This window comes from Sphingobium sp. TB-6 (assembly GCF_012927365.1).
Lineage (GTDB): Bacteria > Pseudomonadota > Alphaproteobacteria > Sphingomonadales > Sphingomonadaceae > Sphingobium.
Map to the genome: position 1 here is coordinate 206,057 of NZ_JABBGL010000006.1, position 16,205 is coordinate 222,261.

A 16,205-nucleotide genomic window follows, 5' to 3' on the forward strand; every position below is an offset into this window, starting at 1 on the left:
CACTCATGACTAGCGCAACTGCAATGGCGCATCGGGAAGAGCGGGCCTACCACCTGCCCGAGGAGCCGCACCTCCACGAAGGCCACAGCACCAATCTGGGCTTCTGGATGTATCTGATGAGCGACTGCCTCATCTTCGCCATCCTCTTCGCCACCTATGCGGTGCTGGGCGGCAGCTATGCCGGCGGGCCGGGGCCGAAGGATCTGTTCGACTTGCCGCTCGTCGCGCTCAACACCGCGATGCTGCTGTTCTCGTCGATCACCTATGGCTTTGCCATGCTGGCGATGGAGAAGAACAGGGTCAGCGCCACGCAGGGCTGGCTGGTCGTCACGCTGCTGTTCGGCGGGGCGTTCCTGTTCATCGAACTCTACGAATTCGCGCATCTCATCCATGAGGGCGCGGGTCCGCAGCGTTCGGCGTTCCTGTCCTCCTTCTTCACGCTGGTCGGCACGCACGGGCTGCACGTCACCTTCGGTTCGATCTGGCTGATCACGCTGATGGTGCAGGTCGCGAAAAAAGGTCTGATCCCGGCCAACAAGCGCCGGCTGATGTGCCTTTCCATGTTCTGGCACTTCCTCGACGTCATCTGGATCGGCGTCTTCACCTTTGTCTATCTGATGGGAGTCCTGCGGTGAGCAACGCTGTCCATCCTCATGGTGGCCACGGCCACCATCATGACGATCATCATGAAGAAGGCTCGCACGGCAGCTACGGCAGCTACATGATCGGCTTTGGTCTGTCGGTGATCCTGACGGCCATCCCCTTCTGGCTGGTGATGAGCGGCGTGCTGCACGATCCGCAGCTGACCGGCGTGGTCATCATGGGCTTTGCCGCGGTGCAGGTGATCGTCCACATGATCTACTTCCTGCACATGAACACCCGCGTCGAAGGCGGCTGGTCGTTCATGGCGATGATGCTGACCATCGTTCTGGTCGTTATCGTCCTGTCGGGATCGCTGTGGGTCATGTATCATCTGAACGCCAATATGATGCCGCATGCGGACATGGACATGAGCGCCATGCACGACATGTCAACGATGCAGAATATGAGCGAAATGCCGTGAAAACGGCCCAAGACGGGGGGCGCTCCAGGCGCTCCCCGGCCTTTCTGATCGGCCTGACGCTGATCGCCCTTCTGTTTTTTGCCGGTTTCTGCGCGCTCGGCGCCTGGCAGGTCCAGCGCCTGAGCTGGAAGCGCGACCTGATCGCCCGCGTCGATGCGCGAATCCACGCCCGCCCCATCCCCGCTCCCCGTGCCGCCGCAAGGGCCGATGAATATCGCCGGGTGAGGATTTCGGGCCATTTCCTTCATGGCAAGACTGCGCTCGTACAGGCGGTGACCGTGCGCGGCCCCGGTTTCTGGGTGCTGACGCCGCTCGTCACTGACCAGGGCTTCACCTTGATCGTCAATCGCGGCTTCGTGCCGCCGGACAGGCGCCGGGATTATGCCCGGCCCCAGGGCGAAGTGCATGTCGCGGGGCTGTTGCGCCTGAGCGAACCGGGCGGCGGTTTCCTGCGCTCCAACGATCCGGCGACGGATCGCTGGTATTCGCGTGACGTGGCCGCGATCGCCGCCGCTCGCGGGATCGATGGGCCGACCGCCGATTATTTCATCGACGCCGATGCAGCGAGCGGTCCCGACAGCCTGCCGGTCGGCGGTCTCACGGTCATCAAATTCCCCAACAGCCATCTGCAATATGCGATCACATGGTTCGTGCTGGCGGCGATGGTCGCGGGCGCGTACATGTTCGTCATGCGTCAGGAGCGGAAAGACCGCCGGGGATGAACCGGAACCTGCCGATCAGCACCCTCTGGCAGCCCAGCCAGTGGCCGGCCGATGCTGCGGGCCGCAAGAATCTGGCGCTGCTGGTGCAATTGCGCTGGCTGGCGATTGCGGGCCAGCTCATCACCATATTGGCGGTGCATTTCGTCATGGGCATCCGTCTGCCCATCGCCCCGATGCTGCTGGTCGCGGGCATGGCGATATTGATGAATGGCCTGAGCTTCGGCGTTCTGCGCAAGCGGACGGACGTGTCCCATGCCGAACTGTTCCTCTCGCTGCTGTTCGACGTGCTGCTGCTGACGGCGCAGCTTTATCTTTCCGGCGGGGCGACCAATCCCTTCATCTCGCTCTATCTGGTGCAGGTGGCGCTGGGCGCGGTGCTGCTCGACCGCTGGAGCATCTGGGGGATCGTCTTCGTTTCGACGCTCTGCGCGGGACTGCTGGCGCTGCATTATCGGCCGCTGGACCTGAATGGCGTGCTGGAAGGCCATTTGTTCGACCTGCATATCATCGGCGCCTGGATCTGCCTGACCATGATCGCGGTGCTGCTGGTGCTGTTCGTGCTGCCGGTGACACGCAACCTCCAGGTGCGGGACGCCTATCTGGCGAAACTGCGGCAACAGGCGGCGGAGGAGGAGCATATCATCCGGATGGGCCTGTTGGCGTCGGGCGCGGCGCATGAACTGGGCACGCCCCTGTCGCAGCTTGCGGTGGTGCTGGGCGACTGGAAGCATATGCCGGAGATCACCGGCCATCCCGACCTGGTGGAAGAAGTGGAGGAGATGCAGGCGGCAGTGCAGCGCTGCAAGGCGATCGTGACCGGCATCCTGCTGTCTTCCGGCGAGGCGCGGGGCGAAGCGCCGGAAGTCACCAATGTGCGCGATTTCATCGACGGCATCGCCATGGAGTGGCGCAGAGCCAATCCGGGCATGCCGCTGCGCTGCGATTTCGGGCCGCATGACTATCCGCGCATCATTGCCGATCCGGTGATCCGGCAGGCGATCGGCAATCTGCTCGACAATGCGCGGGAGGCAGGCGCGACCTATATCGACCTGCTGGTCGGGCGCGACAGCAGCTCGCTCAACATCGCGGTGCGCGACAATGGCAGCGGCTTTTCCGAGGCCATGCTGGAGGATTTCGGCAAACCCTACCGATCGAGCAAGGGCAAGGAAGGTCACGGCCTGGGCCTCTTCCTGGTCGTCAATGTCGTACGCAAGCTGGGCGGCAGCGTCAGCGCAAGCAATGGCGCGGATAGCGGGGCGCTGATCCTGTTGCGCCTGCCGCTGGGCACCGTGGCGATGGAAGAGGAAAATGCCGATGTCTGAGCGCGTGCTGGTGATCGTCGAGGATGATGAGGCATTTGCCAAGACGCTCAAGCGCTCCTTCGAGCGGCGCGGCTATGTGGTGCTGACGGCGGACAGCCATGCGGCACTGGAAATGGTGCTGACGGGCAGCAAGCCGGGCTTTGCGGTGGTCGACCTGAAGCTGGGCGCGGAGTCCGGGCTTGTCTGCGTGCAGACATTGCATGCCCATGATCCGGCGATGGTGATCGTCGTGCTGACCGGCTTTGCCAGCATCGCGACGGCGGTCGAAGCGATCAAGCTGGGCGCTTCCAACTATCTCGCCAAGCCGTCCAACACCGATGATATAGAGGCGGCGTTTGCGCGCTCCACTGGCGACCCATCCACGCCGCTGGCGCCCCGTCCGACATCGATCAAGACGCTGGAATGGGAGCATATCCATGAAGTGCTGAAAGACAGCGACTTCAATATTTCCGAAGCGGCGCGGCGCCTGGGGATGCACCGGCGGACGCTGGCGAGGAAGCTCGCCAAGCGGCAGGTGGGCTGAACCTAAGTTTCAGATGGAGCGGGTGAAGGGAATCGAACCCTCGTCGTAAGCTTGGGAAGCTTCTGCTCTGCCATTGAGCTACACCCGCCTGCCTGCGCGGCTTAGCCGTTGATCCGAATGGCGTCAACGACATCGCGGCGGAGAATTTCAGAGGGGATGGCGCCATGGCGGCCGATATTCCAGCCGGCAAGGCGATGGCCCGCCAGCCCGGCGCCCGCGAACAATCGCTTTCGGAAGCGGAACGTCCGGCACGCAGAAGCGTTGTTCAGGGCGAACAAGATAATCCACGGGGACCCACATGAGCACGGCGGCACCGGAAGGATCTGGAAACCGCTTCGAGTTGCTGGTCCAGAACGTCACTGACTATGCGATCTACATGCTGTCGCCCAACGGCATCATCGTCAGTTGGAATCCCGGCGCGCGCCGCTTCAAGGGCTATGAGGCCGAAGAAATCATCGGTGAGCATTTTTCCCGATTCTATACGCCGGAGGATCAGGCGGCAGGCATTCCCGCGCTGGCGCTGGAAACGGCGGAGCATGAGGGCCGGTTCGAGGCCGAGGGATGGCGCGTTCGCAAGGACGGTTCGCGTTTCTGGGCCCATGTCGTCATCGATCCCATTCGCGAACCCGGCGGCCAGTTGATCGGCTTTGCCAAGGTCACGCGCGACCTGACCGAACGCCGCGCAGCCGAAGAGGAATTGCGGCGCAGCGAGGAACGATTCCGCCTGCTGGTGCAGGGCGTGACGGACTATGCCATCTACATGCTCGACCCGGTGGGGACGATCACAAGCTGGAATCCGGGGGCCGAACGGTTCAAGGGCTATAAGGCCGAAGAGATATTGGGCCAGAATTTCGCCCGCTTCTATTCGGAGGAGGACCGCATGGCCGGCCTGCCCTCACGGGCGCTGGAAACAGCGGCCAGGGAAGGACGGTTCGAAGCTGAGGGATGGCGCATCCGCAAGGATGGATCGCGCTTCTGGGCGCATGTCATCATCGACGCGATCCGGGAAGCCGATGGCGAACTGATCGGCTTTGCCAAGATCACCCGCGACCTCACCGAACGGCGCGAGACGCAATTGGCGCTGGACGAAGCGCGGGAAGCAATCTTCCAGGCGCAGAAGATGGAGGCCATCGGCAAGCTGACCGGGGGCGTCGCCCATGATTTCAACAATCTGCTGGCGGTGATCGTCGGCAGCCTGGACCTGGCCAGGCTGCGGCTGGCGACTGGGGCCGACATATCCCGCTATATCGACAACGCCATGACCGCGGCCGAGCGCGGAGCGACGCTGACGCAACGGATGTTGGCCTTTGCCCGCAAGCAGGAGTTGAAGCTGCAAAGCGTCGATTGCGTCGCCCTGGTGCGGAACATGGCCGATCTGCTGAAGACGACGCTGGGCACCGGAGTCTCCATCGAAACGCGCTTTCCCCTGCATCTGAGCGCCGCCCATGCCGATCCGGCGCAACTGGAACTGGCGCTGCTGAACCTGGCGGTGAATGCGCGGGACGCGATGCCGGGCGGCGGGCGGATCATCATCGAGGGCGCCGAAGCGACGCTGTCGAAAGCGCAACGGCCCGATCTGGACGGCCGACGCTATGTGCGCCTGTCGATCATCGATGAGGGCGAAGGCATGAACGCGGCCACGCTGGATCGGGCGCGCGAACCCTTTTTCACCACCAAGGGGATCGGCAAGGGCACGGGCCTGGGCCTGTCCATGGCGCATGGCTTTGCCGAACAATGCGGCGGATCGCTGACCATCGTCAGCGAGCAGGGACATGGGACCACCGTGTCGCTATGGCTGCCCGTCGCACCCGCAGGCATGGTGGCGGACGAGCCGGTCGTGACGTCCGACATAATGGCTGCCGCGTTTGTGGAACCGCTGGTCATTCTGGCGGTGGACGATGACGATCTGGTGCTGACCAACACCGCCGGCATGCTGGAGGAATTGGGGCATACCGTGTTCCAGGCGACATCGGGGCTGGATGCGCTGCGGGTGCTGGAGCAGGGCAGCGTCGATCTGGTGATCACCGATTATGCCATGCCGGGCATGACCGGCACGCAACTGGCGGACGAGATAGAGGAACGGTTGCCCGGCCTGCCCGTCGTCATCATCACCGGCTTTGCCGAATTGCCGCCGAACATGACCAGGCGGCCAAGGCTGGACAAGCCGTTCAAGCAGGCCGAACTGGCCCGAATGGTGACGTCGGTGACGCAAGGGGGGCAGAAGCTCGTCAAGCTGGCCGCCCATTCGGACGATCTGTAACGCGATCTTTACCAAGCTGGGCGAAACATACGTAAAACATAGATTTTTCGGTCTTCACCCCTTGCATGCAGTGGGGAGTTCGCCAAAGAGACATGAACATCGTCCGCCCCTTTTCCACCAGTTCGCAGGATCGCATGAACACGCCAGCCGCGCCGACTTCGCATTTCTACACGTCGCTGCGCATGCGCCTGCATTATCTGGACTGGGGCAACAGCGCGGCGCCGACGCTGATCCTGGTGCATGGCGGGTTCGATCATGCGCGGAGCTGGGACTGGACGGCGCGGGCGCTGGCGAGGGATTATCATGTCATCGCGCTCGACCTGCGCGGCCATGGCGACAGCGCCTGGTCGGCCGAAGGTTCCTATATGATGGCGAACTATGTCTACGACCTGGCGCAGTTGGTCGAACAATTGGGCCGGGGTCCGGTGATATTGGTCGGCCATTCGCTGGGCGGTTCGATCGCGCTGCGCTATGCCGGACTGTTCCCGGAAAAGGTCGCCAAGATCGTCGCCATAGAGGGGCTGGGCCTATCGCCCAGCCGGATCCAGGAACATGCGGCGAAACCGGCGCCCGAACAATGGCTGCAATGGATAGAAAAGCGGCGGACGCGGGCGCGGCAGACGCGTCGGCATTACCCGACCATAGAGGCGGCAGTCGCGCGCATGCGGGAACGCAACGACCATCTGTCAGTCGAGCAGGCGATGCACCTCACCATCCACGGCGTCAATCGCAATGAGGATGGCAGTTACCGCTGGAAATTCGATCCCTATCTGCACGACCCGGCGCCGCAGGCCTGGAACGACATGGACCTGCCCGAATTCTGGAGCCGGATCGCTTGTCCGACCCTGTTGTGCCTAGGGCTGGATAGCTGGGCGTCCAATCCGGTGAAGGACGGACGCGCCGCGCATTTTCAGGATGCCCGGCTGGTCGAATTCGCGGATGCGGGCCACTGGCTGCACCATGACCAGTTCGACCGCTTCATCGCGGAATTGCGCGGATTCCTGTGATTCGACCTTCCTGAGAGTAGCTATGCTCCAAAGGCGGCAACGGCAGCCTGATATTCCGCTTTAAGTTGCGCGATGAAGGCCGTGGCGGACTGGATTTGGCGGATGGCGCCAATCCCCTGCCCCGCGCCCCAGACGTCGCGCCAGGCCTTTTTATCGCCGCCCGCTATGCTGGAAAAATCCATGTCCGACGCCTTGGGCAGCTTGTCGGCGTCCAGCCCGGCGGCGGCGATGCTGGGGCGCAGATAATTGCCGAGCACGCCGGTGAAATAGTCGGAATAGACGATGTCGCCCGCGCCGCTATCGACGATCATCTGCTTGTAGGCCGGTTCGGCATTGGCTTCCTCGGTCGCGATGAAGGGGGAACCCATATAGGCGAAGTCCGCCCCCATCATCCGCGCCGCCGCGATCGATCGTCCCGTGGCGATCGCGCCCGACAGGGCCAGCGGCCCATCGAACCAGGCGCGGATTTCCTCCACCAGCGCGAAGGGCGACAGCGTGCCTGCATGGCCGCCCGCCCCCGCCGCCACGGCGATCAGCCCATCGGCGCCCTTCTCGATCGCTTTGCGCGCGAAGCCATTGTTGATGACGTCATGCAGGACGATGCCGCCAGAGCTATGCACCGCCTTGTTCACATCCTCCCGCGCGCCGAGCGAGGTGATCACGATGGGCACGCGATATTTGACGCAGAGGGCGAGATCCTCCTCCAGCCGGCTGTTGGTCTTGTGCACGATCAGGTTGACGGCGAAGGGCGCATCCTTGTCTGTCAGAGCCTCTCCCAAATGTTGCAGCCATTGTTCGAACACGCCCGAAGGCCGGGCATTGAGCGAGGGAAAGGCGCCGATGATCCCGGCGCGGCACTGGGCGATCACGAGCGTTGGCTGCGACACGATGAACATCGGTGAGCCGATCAGCGGCAGGGACAAACGGCCTTCTAAAAATGCCGGCAAGCTCATGGACGGGTGCCTCTCCTTTGATGTGGCACCGCGCTATCATCGGACAAGCCGCAGAAAAAGGCGAAATTCACCCCAGCACTCAGCTTTGGCAGGGACGCGGGCAGAAACGGCCGTTCGCCGTAACGACGGCGACAGGGAAATTATTCACCGACGATCTTGAGCAGGCGCCGCTCGACCGGCGCGAGAATTCCCTGAAGCTCGGTTCCGCGCTTCAGCACATGGCCCGCCTCCCCGATCAGCGCCCACATGCCCTGCCGGTGGCGCAGGGAAGGCCGTTTTTCGATTCGGAATTCCGGGCGTTCGGCCGATCGGCGGAAGGCGGAGAAGATAGCGGCTTCGCGGCCCATGTCGATCGCATAGTCACGCCAATGACCGGCGGCGACCATGCGGCCGTACAAATCCATGATCCGCTGAAGTTCGAGACGATCGAAACCGGTCTGACCGGCTGCCCTTGCGCCCTGGGCTGCTTGCGACGGGAACGGCGTCACATTGCTCATCAGGCGCGGCCACGCTCCTTGAACAGGGGAATGTCATCACCCGGCGCATCACTGGGCACATTGCCGCGTTCCGCGATCAGTTCGGCCAGGCGCTTCTGCAATTGCTCGACCTCGCACTGAAGCAGTTCCAGCTTCTGCTTTTCCGGATCGAAACAGTCCGTGCAGGGCGTGCCATAGGGCAGGAATTCGCGCTGATAGGCGGTCACGTCGACCAGCATGGCGCGGGCGGGAATGCCGACCATGGTGGCGCCTTCCTTCACATCCTTGGTCACGACGGCATTGGCTCCCACGCGGGCTCGGGCGCCGACGCGCACCGGACCCAGAACCTGCGCGCCGGACCCGACGATGACGCCGTCCTCCAGCGTGGGATGCCGCTTGCCGGCGATGCCGTTCGCAGGGTCGGTGCCACCCAGCGTCACATTCTGGTAGAGAGTGACGTCATCACCGATCTCCGCCGTTTCCCCGACGACCGTGAAGCCATGGTCGATGAAGAAGCGCTTGCCGATTCGGGCGCCTGGATGAATGTCGTTGTCGGTCAGGAATCGCGAGAAATGATTCACCGCCCGGGCCAGGAAATAGAGCCGGGCGCGATAGAGGCGATGCGCCACGCGATGGAAGGCCAGCGACCAGACGCCCGGATAGAGCAGGATTTCGGCGCGCGAGCGCGGAGCAGGGTCACGGGATTTGACCGAGTCCAGATAAGCAATAAAATTGCGCAGCATGCAGCGCCCCTGATGAAACCGACCAACTGGTACATAAGCGCAAAAGGATGAATTTTCCAGATGGCAGGCTATTTCGGCTTCGCCCGATAAAACAGAAAGTTTCTTGGCGGCCCGTGATATACCAATCAAGGCGGTAGACAATCATAACAGGGACCATTGAATGATCGACACCTTTATCGCCCATTTCGGCGAAATTCTGCCTTTCATTCTTATCGGTTTCGGCGCCCAGATGATCGACGGCGCCCTAGGCATGGCCTATGGCGTCATTTCCAGCACGCTGCTGCTGGCGCTCGGCGTGCCGCCCAGCAGGGCTTCGGCCAGCGTGCATGCGGCGGAAACCTTCACCACCGGCGTATCCGCGATCAGCCATATCGCCCATCGCAACGTCGACTGGCGGCTGTTCGCGCGGCTCATCATTCCAGGCGTGATCGGCGGCGTCACGGGCGCCTATCTGCTGTCCCATGTCGACGGCGCCGTCATCAAGCCGTTCGTGCAATTCTACCTGACGGCGATCGGCGTCTATCTGGTCTGGCGCGGTTTCCATTACCCGCCCCAGGCGCGCGATCCCAAATGGGTGGGGCCACTGGGCCTTGTCGGCGGCTTCATGGACGCGACCGGCGGCGGCGGCTGGGGGCCGGTGGTGACATCGAACCTGCTGATCCAGGGATCGAGCCCGCGGCACACCATCGGCACGGTCAACAGCGTCGAATTCATCCTGACCCTGTCGATCAGCATCACCTTCCTGCTGCATCTGGGATGGGAAACCTTCACCACCTACACGATCGGCCTGCTGATCGGCGGCGTGATTGCGGCGCCCTTCGGTGCGAAGTTGGCCCGGCACGTCTCGCCACGGACGCTGTTCATCGCCGTGGGATCGATCCTGACGCTGACATCGCTGTTCGGCGTGGCCAAATGGCTTGGATATATCGGCTAAACCACTTATATTGCACCTTCCAATCGAGGAAGGCGATCAATGTCGAGCTACATGCCCACGCTCAAGCAGCTACAATATCTTGTGGCGCTGAAGGAGCATGGCCATTTCGGCAAGGCGGCGGACAGTTGTTTCGTGACCCAGTCGACGCTTTCGGCGGGCATTCGCGAGCTGGAGTCGCTGGTCGGCATCACGCTGGTCGAGCGGACCCGCCGGGTGGTGCGCTTCACCGCGCTGGGCGACCGCATCGTCGAGAAGGCGCATCGCGTGCTGCGCGAGGCGGAGGAACTGGCCGCCATTGCGGAAGCTTCGGGCAAGCCGCTGACCGGCGAATTGCGCATGAGCGTCATTCCCACCATCGCGCCCTTTCTGCTGCCCCGCCTGCTGCCCAAACTGCGCAACGAGCGGCCGGAACTGAAGCTTTACCTGCGCGAGGAAACGACGCAGGCGGCGATCGAATCCCTGCGGCATGGCAATGTGGATTGCGTGCTGCTGGCCCTGCCCTTTCCGACCGGGGAACTGGACAGCGAAATATTGTTCCAGGACCGGCTCTATGTCGCCTTCCCGCGCGATGATCCGCGCGATCCGCCCGAATGGATCACGCCCGAGATGATCGACGAGACCAAGCTGCTGCTGCTGGAGGACGGTCATTGCCTGAAGGACCATGCGCTGGCTGCGTGCAACCGGCCGGAAATCCGGGCGAGCGCGATGATGATGGGGACTTCGCTGCATACGCTGGTGCAGATGGTGGATAACGGCCTGGGCATGACCATCATGCCGGAAATGGCGATCGCCAGCGGACTGCTGGACCATACGCAGATCACCGCCCGGCCGCTGCGGTCGGAACGGGCGCATCGCGACATCGCGCTGGTGTGGCGCAAGAACAGCCCCCGGGACAAGGAATTCCGGTTGTTGGCGGAGCTGCTGCGCGATGCGGCGGATTTGCCGGAGGTCAGCCGGGCGGCTTAGACAACGAGCGTTGCCTTGGACGAAGAATCACCGTGCTCCTGCGCAGGCAGGAGTCCAGTTCAGACGGCGGGACTGGGCTCCTGCCTGCGCAGGAGCACGGAGGTTTGGCAGCGTAAGTCAGAGCGCGTTACCGCTTCCAACTATCAGCCTTCACATCATCCTCGGCGCGGGCTTCGACCCAGGCGGTGCGGTCATCGAAATGCTCCTTCTTCCAGAAGGGCGCCTGCGATTTCAGCCAGTCGATGAGGAACGCGCAGGCCTCCAACGCAGCCGTGCGGTGGCGTGAGGCGGTGCCGACGAAGACGATCCGCTCGCCCGGCTCAAGCCGCCCGAAGCGATGGATCACCCGCACGCCAAGCAACGGCCAGCGTTCGCTTGCCTCGGCAACGATGCGTTCGACCTGCGCCGTCGTCATCGCCGGATAATGTTCGAGTTCGAGCGCGATCAGCCCGCCATCCCCCCGCACGATGCCGGTGAAGCTGGCGACGCCGCCGCCGCCGCTTGCCTCCAGCACGGCGAGTTCCGTCGCCGGGTCGAAATCCCCGGTCTGGATGGAAACGCTGCTCATCCGCCCGTGACCGGCGGAAAGATCGCCAGTTCCTTCGCTTCCCCGATCGGGCTGTCGAGCGGCACGAAGCGCTGGTCGAGCGCCGCGCGCAGCTTGTCCGGTCGCGCAAAGGCCTCGGCATAGCCGCCGCCCCGCGCCGCCAGCGTGGCGATAAGCGCGCCGATGGTGACATCGGCGGCGGGCCGCTCGACCTGCTCCTCATCCCGGCCGATGGCTTCGCGGACCCAGGCGAAATAGACGAGGCTAAGCCGTGCCATCGCTCAATCCATATGCTTGATGCCGACGCGCAGATAATCCCAGCCCGTGACCAGGGTCAGGATCGCCGCCGCCCAGAGAGTGGCGATGCCGACCAGTTGCACGAAGGGGAATTGCGGGACAGCGCCTGCGAGAATCAGCGCACCCAGGGCGATGAGCTGAAAGGTGGTCTTCCATTTGGCGAGGCGGGACACCGGCACGGACACCTGGAGCCCCGCCAGAAATTCGCGCAGGCCCGACACGGCGATCTCCCGCAGCAGGATGATCATCGCCGCGGCGATATGGATGCCCGAAATGTCGCGGGTGGCCGACAGCATCAGGATCACCGCGCCGACCATGATCTTGTCGGCAATGGGATCGAGGAAAATGCCCAGTCTCGACACCGCGCCCTGCGCCCGGGCGAGATAGCCGTCGAAATAATCGGTGATCCCCATCAGGCAATAGAGCGCGAAGGCCAGCATATAGCCCGTGGTCCAGCGCGCGCCGATTTCGGCGGGCCAGAGCAGGGCGACCAGCAGGGGTACGGTCAATATACGCGAAAGCGTCAGCAAATTGGGCAGCGTCAGCATGGCGGCGGACTGCCACAGTCAGCGCCGGTGCACAAGCGGTCGCACGAGCAAGGCGACACGCCTTCGCGCACGGGAGGATTGGACAGACCAGTCATCTATGGCTAGACCCCGCCACGCTCATCCACAGCGAAGAAGACCCCCTCGCCCATGCAAGCCTCTCTCAGGCTCCTCAACAAGCGACGTTTTCTGCCGCTTTTCATCACCCAGCTCCTCGGCGCCTTCAACGACAATCTGTTCAAGAATGCGATGGTGCTGTTCGTCGTCTACACCGTCTACAATGACGAGAAATCCGAAACCTGGTTCAGCGCGCTGGCGACGGGCGTGTTCATCCTGCCCTTTTTCCTGCTGTCCGCCCTCTCCGGACAATTGGCGGATCAACGGGACAAGGCGACCATCATCCGCATCGTCAAGGCCGCCGAAATCGTCATCATGACCGTCGGCGCGGCCGGGCTGGCGCTGATCTGGAGCGGGATCGCGGTCCATACGCTCGCCATTCCGCTGCTGCTGGTCGCGCTGTTCGCCATGGGGGTGCATTCGACCTTCTTCGGGCCGATCAAATATGCGATTCTGCCGCAGCATCTGCATGATGAGGAAGTGCTGGGCGGAACCGGACTGGTCGAGGCGGGAACCTATATCGCGATTCTCGCCGGGACCATATTGGCCGGGGTCATCCCGGTGCAGGCGGCGGCGGTCGGCATCATCCTGACCGCCGTGATCGGCTGGCTCGCCGGCCGCAAGGTGCCGCCCGCCCCATCGCTGCTGGAGCGGCAGCCGATCGATTTTCACATCATCCGATCCTCGATAACGCTGGTGCGGGGAACGATGCATATCAGGCGGCTTTACCTTGCCATCATGGCGATCAGCTTCTTCTGGGCCGTGGGCACCGTGCTGTTCATCCAGTTCCCGCCGCTGGTCAAGAATGTGCTGAGCGCCGACAAGTCGGTCGCCAGCCTGTTCCTGGGCATTTTTTCGATCGGCATCGCCATCGGATCTGTCGCGATCAACCGGATGCTGGGGGGGCATGTGTCGGCCAAATATGCCCCGGCTTCCGTGATCGGCATGGGAATCAGCATCATCGCCTTCCATATCGTGTGCGATCTCTGGATGGCGGGGTCCGACGGGCGGATGCTTTCGCTGGCGGGATTTCTGTCCCATCCACTGGCGATTCCGCTGTCGATCTGCCTGCTATGCGTGGCGACCTTCGGCGGCATGTTCGTGGTGCCGCTCTATGCCTTCCTCACCACCACGGTCGAGAAATGCGAGGCGGCGCGGACGGTCGCGGCGAACAATATCGTCAATTCGGGCGCGATGGTGATCGGATCGCTGATCACCATCAGCCTCAGCATCGCCGGGCTATCGGTGGTGAACCAGTTGCTGCTGGTGGCGGCGCTGTGCCTGCCCTGTGCGTGGATCGCATGGACGCTGCACAAGGCCTGCGATTGAGGCAGCGGCGGCTCCTAAAAAATGAAGCTGTAGAAGGCAGTGAAGAAGGCGCCGAAGCTTAGCATGAACAGCTTCCAGTCATTGTCGTCGGATGGCTGCGCACGGGGACGACTGGCCGCTTCATCGGCCAGGCGCAGCACGTGGCGCGGCAGCCGCTGGCGGAACGGATGGCGGGCCGACTCGCTCGTCAGGACTAGAGGTCTCGTTCTCATGAGCGACAAGTTAAGAGATTCTTTACCATTTGGAACATCGCGATTCACGGTTAATCCGGGGCTGTCCCGCGACGGGACATGCTTGACTGTATCAGGCAAATAACACAGCATGACCGAAGCGATGAAAGACCCCCAGCCGACTCCGGAGCCCGAAACCCTGCCGCCCCGCGTCTTCGGCGCCGGCCCGCCAAGCGCCTTTGCGCCGCCAAGACCCTGGAGGCGCCGGGTGCAGATCGCCGGATGGGTGGTCGCGGCCCTGCTGGCGCTGCTGATGATCATCATCGCCTGGCTTGCGGTGACGGCGCCGATGTCGCGTTCCTTGAAGCCCATCGCGCCGCCCAGCATCAGTCTGATGTCGGCGGACAGCCATCTGATCGCGCGGCGCGGCGCGATCATCGACAGGCCGGTGACGGTCGCCGCGCTGCCCAAACATGTGCCGCAGGCCTTCATGGCGATCGAGGACCGGCGATTCTACGATCATTGGGGCGTCGACCCTCGCGGCGTGGCGCGGGCGGCCTGGCATAATCTCTGGTCCAGCGGCTCGTCCCAGGGCGGCAGCACGATCACCCAGCAGCTCGCCAAAGGCGTGTTCCTCTCCAGCGACCAGACTTTCGGCCGCAAGGCGCGGGAGGCGCTGATCGCCTTCTGGCTGGAAGCGTGGCTGACCAAGGACCAGATCATGGAGCGCTACCTCTCCAACGTCTATTTCGGAGACAATGTCTACGGCCTGCGGGCCGCGTCGCTGCATTATTTCAACCGCCAGCCCGAACGGCTGACCATCCCGCAGGCGGCGATGCTCGCCGGGTTGCTGAAGGCGCCCTCCCGGCTTGCGCCGACCGCCAATCTGAAAGGTGCGCGGGACCGGGCGGCGCTGGTGACTCAGGCGATGGTCGAAGCGGGCTATATCAGCAAGGCGCAGCGCGATGCCCTGCCCCCCGCGCGGCTCAATGTGCATGAGGCGCCCGATCCGACCAGCGGCACTTATTTCGCGGATTGGGTTCTGCCCCAGGCGCGGGATCGGGCGGGCGCGGTCTATGGCGCGCAAAATGTGACGACCACGCTGGATTGGCGCATTCAAAGGCTGGCGGAAGCCGCGATCCGCCGCGCACCGTTGGGCAAGGCGGAAGCGGCGCTAGTGGCGATGAAGCCCGATGGCAGCGTCGTCGCCATGGTGGGCGGCAAGGATTATGGCAAAAGCGCCTTCAATCGCGCTGTGCAGGCGAAGCGCCAGCCGGGTTCGACGTTCAAGCTGTTCGTCTATCTCGCGGCATTTCGCGCAGGCATGACGCCCGACGATTTCATCGAGGACACGCCGATCACCACCGGCACCTATCGCCCGGCCAATCATGGCGGCAAATATCGCGGCCGGATCACGCTGCGTCAGGCCTTTGCCGCGTCGAGCAACGTCGCGGCGGTGCGGCTGACGCAGAAGATCGGCGTCGACAATGTCATCAAGGTGGCGCGCGATCTGGGCGTCACCGCGCCGCTGACCGAGGACTTAAGCCTGGCGCTCGGCACCTCGGAAATCCCGCTGGTGGAACTGACCGAGGCCTATGCGGCGGTGGCGGCGGGCGCCTATCCGGTGCTGGCCCATGGCCTGCCGCCCGAGGAACAGGGCTGGTTCGACCGGCTGCTGAGCCGCCGAAAAGCTTTCAGCGACGATCAGTTGGAGATGATCCGCGACCTGCTGTCCTCCGCCGCCAATCGCGGAACCGGAAGCGCGGCGGCGTTGCGGACCAGCACCTTCGGCAAGACCGGCACGACGCAGGACAGCCGGGACGCGATCTTCGTCGGCTATGCGGGCGGGCTGGTGACGGCGGTATGGATCGGCAATGACGACAACACCCCCCTGCCCGGCGGCGCGGCGGGTGGCGGCGTGCCTGCGCGGATCTGGCGCAATTTCATGGCGGGCGCGATCAACGAGCCGGTCGAGGATGCGCCGGAGGAGACGAAAGACAGCGATCTGGTCAACGCCATCGCCAATGTCGCGACGGAGGCGGGCCTGGGCAATATGAGCGTTGGCCTGGATACGCAGGGCGTGACGGTGAATATCGGCAACGGACAGCTTCGTTTGCCGATCGACCAGCCGCCCGAACCTCCGCCGGGCGCGCCCGGACCGCAGCCCGGCACGCCACCGCCGCGCATCGTCGTCCCGACCGATCCGGCCGCGAGCGATCAAAGGCCTTGAG

The 16,205-nt window shown here is 63.6% G+C and carries 18 protein-coding genes and 1 tRNA gene; 11 read left to right on the forward strand and 8 right to left on the reverse strand.

The genetic code is table 11. The annotated features are described in order from the left end of the window. Positions 1-5: 5 nt before the first annotated feature. Genes cyoC through HHL26_RS10815 form a run of 5 tightly spaced genes read left to right on the forward strand, consistent with a single transcriptional unit; the run spans position 6 to position 3,630 of the window. Positions 6-635 (forward strand): cytochrome o ubiquinol oxidase subunit III, encoded by a 630-nt coding sequence (gene cyoC, locus HHL26_RS10795; RefSeq protein ID WP_066558292.1) that lies wholly within the window; start codon positions 6-8, stop codon positions 633-635. Beyond that, positions 632-1,063, forward strand: a complete 432-nt coding sequence (gene cyoD, locus HHL26_RS10800) for a cytochrome o ubiquinol oxidase subunit IV (protein WP_066558295.1) — start codon at positions 632-634, stop codon at positions 1,061-1,063. The genes cyoC and cyoD overlap by 4 nt, the downstream gene beginning before the upstream one ends. Then, a complete protein-coding gene (locus tag HHL26_RS10805; protein ID WP_066558297.1) occupies positions 1,060-1,785 on the forward strand; it encodes an SURF1 family protein in 726 nt (241 codons plus the stop codon). Before cyoD ends, HHL26_RS10805 begins: the two co-directional genes overlap by 4 nt. Beyond that, the gene (locus HHL26_RS10810) at positions 1,782-3,107 is read left to right on the forward strand and encodes an ATP-binding protein (protein ID WP_066558299.1); all 1,326 of its coding nucleotides are present in this window, start codon (positions 1,782-1,784) and stop codon (positions 3,105-3,107) included. The genes HHL26_RS10805 and HHL26_RS10810 overlap by 4 nt, the downstream gene beginning before the upstream one ends. Then, a complete protein-coding gene (locus tag HHL26_RS10815) occupies positions 3,100-3,630 on the forward strand; it encodes a response regulator transcription factor (protein ID WP_066558302.1) in 531 nt (176 codons plus the stop codon). Before HHL26_RS10810 ends, HHL26_RS10815 begins: the two co-directional genes overlap by 8 nt. 14 nt (positions 3,631-3,644) lie before the next feature. Here the strand turns inward: HHL26_RS10815 and HHL26_RS10820 are convergent. Continuing rightward, positions 3,645-3,718, reverse strand: a tRNA-Gly gene (locus HHL26_RS10820). 210 nt (positions 3,719-3,928) lie between these two features. On the opposite strand from HHL26_RS10820, the gene HHL26_RS10825 reads away from it, so the two are divergent. Together HHL26_RS10825 and HHL26_RS10830 are read left to right on the forward strand one after the other, a co-directional pair. Beyond that, the gene (locus HHL26_RS10825) at positions 3,929-5,890 is read left to right on the forward strand and encodes a PAS domain-containing sensor histidine kinase (RefSeq protein ID WP_066558307.1); all 1,962 of its coding nucleotides are present in this window, start codon (positions 3,929-3,931) and stop codon (positions 5,888-5,890) included. A 134-nt stretch (positions 5,891-6,024) separates the two neighbouring features. Next, on the forward strand, positions 6,025-6,897 hold the full coding sequence (locus HHL26_RS10830) for an alpha/beta hydrolase (protein WP_066561819.1): 873 nt from the start codon (positions 6,025-6,027) through the stop codon (positions 6,895-6,897). Positions 6,898-6,917: 20 nt separating this feature from the next. Here the strand turns inward: HHL26_RS10830 and HHL26_RS10835 are convergent, their stop codons facing one another. From HHL26_RS10835 to epsC, 3 genes are all read right to left on the reverse strand, one after another. Next, entirely contained in the window at positions 6,918-7,850 is a 933-nt protein-coding gene (locus HHL26_RS10835; protein WP_066558310.1) for a nitronate monooxygenase family protein, read from the reverse strand. Between the two features lie 140 nt (positions 7,851-7,990). Then, a complete protein-coding gene (locus tag HHL26_RS10840) occupies positions 7,991-8,347 on the reverse strand; it encodes a DUF2794 domain-containing protein (RefSeq protein WP_066558315.1) in 357 nt (118 codons plus the stop codon). Then, positions 8,347-9,069, reverse strand: a complete 723-nt coding sequence (gene epsC / locus HHL26_RS10845; protein WP_169576094.1) for a serine O-acetyltransferase EpsC — start codon at positions 9,067-9,069, stop codon at positions 8,347-8,349. Before epsC ends, HHL26_RS10840 begins: the two co-directional genes overlap by 1 nt. Positions 9,070-9,229: 160 nt before the next feature. On the opposite strand from epsC, the gene HHL26_RS10850 reads away from it, so the two are divergent. After that, positions 9,230-10,003: a sulfite exporter TauE/SafE family protein gene (locus HHL26_RS10850; RefSeq protein ID WP_066558326.1), complete on the forward strand. Its 774-nt coding sequence runs from the start codon at positions 9,230-9,232 to the stop codon at positions 10,001-10,003. Between the two features lie 39 nt (positions 10,004-10,042). Beyond that, on the forward strand, positions 10,043-10,969 hold the full coding sequence (locus tag HHL26_RS10855) for a hydrogen peroxide-inducible genes activator (RefSeq protein WP_066558331.1): 927 nt from the start codon (positions 10,043-10,045) through the stop codon (positions 10,967-10,969). A gap of 127 nt (positions 10,970-11,096) precedes the next feature. On the opposite strand, the gene HHL26_RS10860 is transcribed toward HHL26_RS10855, so the two are convergent. The 3 genes from HHL26_RS10860 to pgsA are packed head-to-tail and all read right to left on the reverse strand — an operon-like array spanning position 11,097 to position 12,361. Beyond that, positions 11,097-11,537 carry a molybdenum cofactor biosynthesis protein MoaE gene (locus HHL26_RS10860; protein ID WP_066558337.1) on the reverse strand — a complete coding sequence of 147 codons (441 nt, stop codon included), beginning with the start codon at positions 11,535-11,537 and terminating at the stop codon, positions 11,097-11,099. After that, positions 11,534-11,794 carry a MoaD/ThiS family protein gene (locus tag HHL26_RS10865; RefSeq protein ID WP_066558339.1) on the reverse strand — a complete coding sequence of 87 codons (261 nt, stop codon included), beginning with the start codon at positions 11,792-11,794 and terminating at the stop codon, positions 11,534-11,536. The genes HHL26_RS10860 and HHL26_RS10865 overlap by 4 nt, the downstream gene beginning before the upstream one ends. 3 nt (positions 11,795-11,797) lie before the next feature. Then, the gene (gene pgsA / locus HHL26_RS10870; protein WP_066558340.1) at positions 11,798-12,361 is read right to left on the reverse strand and encodes a CDP-diacylglycerol--glycerol-3-phosphate 3-phosphatidyltransferase; all 564 of its coding nucleotides are present in this window, start codon (positions 12,359-12,361) and stop codon (positions 11,798-11,800) included. A 147-nt stretch (positions 12,362-12,508) separates the two neighbouring features. Here pgsA and HHL26_RS10875 point away from each other — a divergent pair, with 147 nt between their 5' ends. Then, positions 12,509-13,804, forward strand: a complete 1,296-nt coding sequence (locus HHL26_RS10875) for an MFS transporter (protein ID WP_066558341.1) — start codon at positions 12,509-12,511, stop codon at positions 13,802-13,804. Between the two features lie 14 nt (positions 13,805-13,818). Here HHL26_RS10875 and HHL26_RS10880 read toward each other — a convergent pair whose 3' ends face one another. Then, positions 13,819-14,016 carry a hypothetical protein gene (locus HHL26_RS10880; RefSeq protein WP_066558343.1) on the reverse strand — a complete coding sequence of 66 codons (198 nt, stop codon included), beginning with the start codon at positions 14,014-14,016 and terminating at the stop codon, positions 13,819-13,821. 109 nt (positions 14,017-14,125) lie between these two features. Here HHL26_RS10880 and HHL26_RS10885 point away from each other — a divergent pair, with 109 nt between their 5' ends. Then, positions 14,126-16,204, forward strand: a complete 2,079-nt coding sequence (locus HHL26_RS10885) for a PBP1A family penicillin-binding protein (protein ID WP_169576095.1) — start codon at positions 14,126-14,128, stop codon at positions 16,202-16,204. Position 16,205 lies beyond the last annotated feature (1 nt).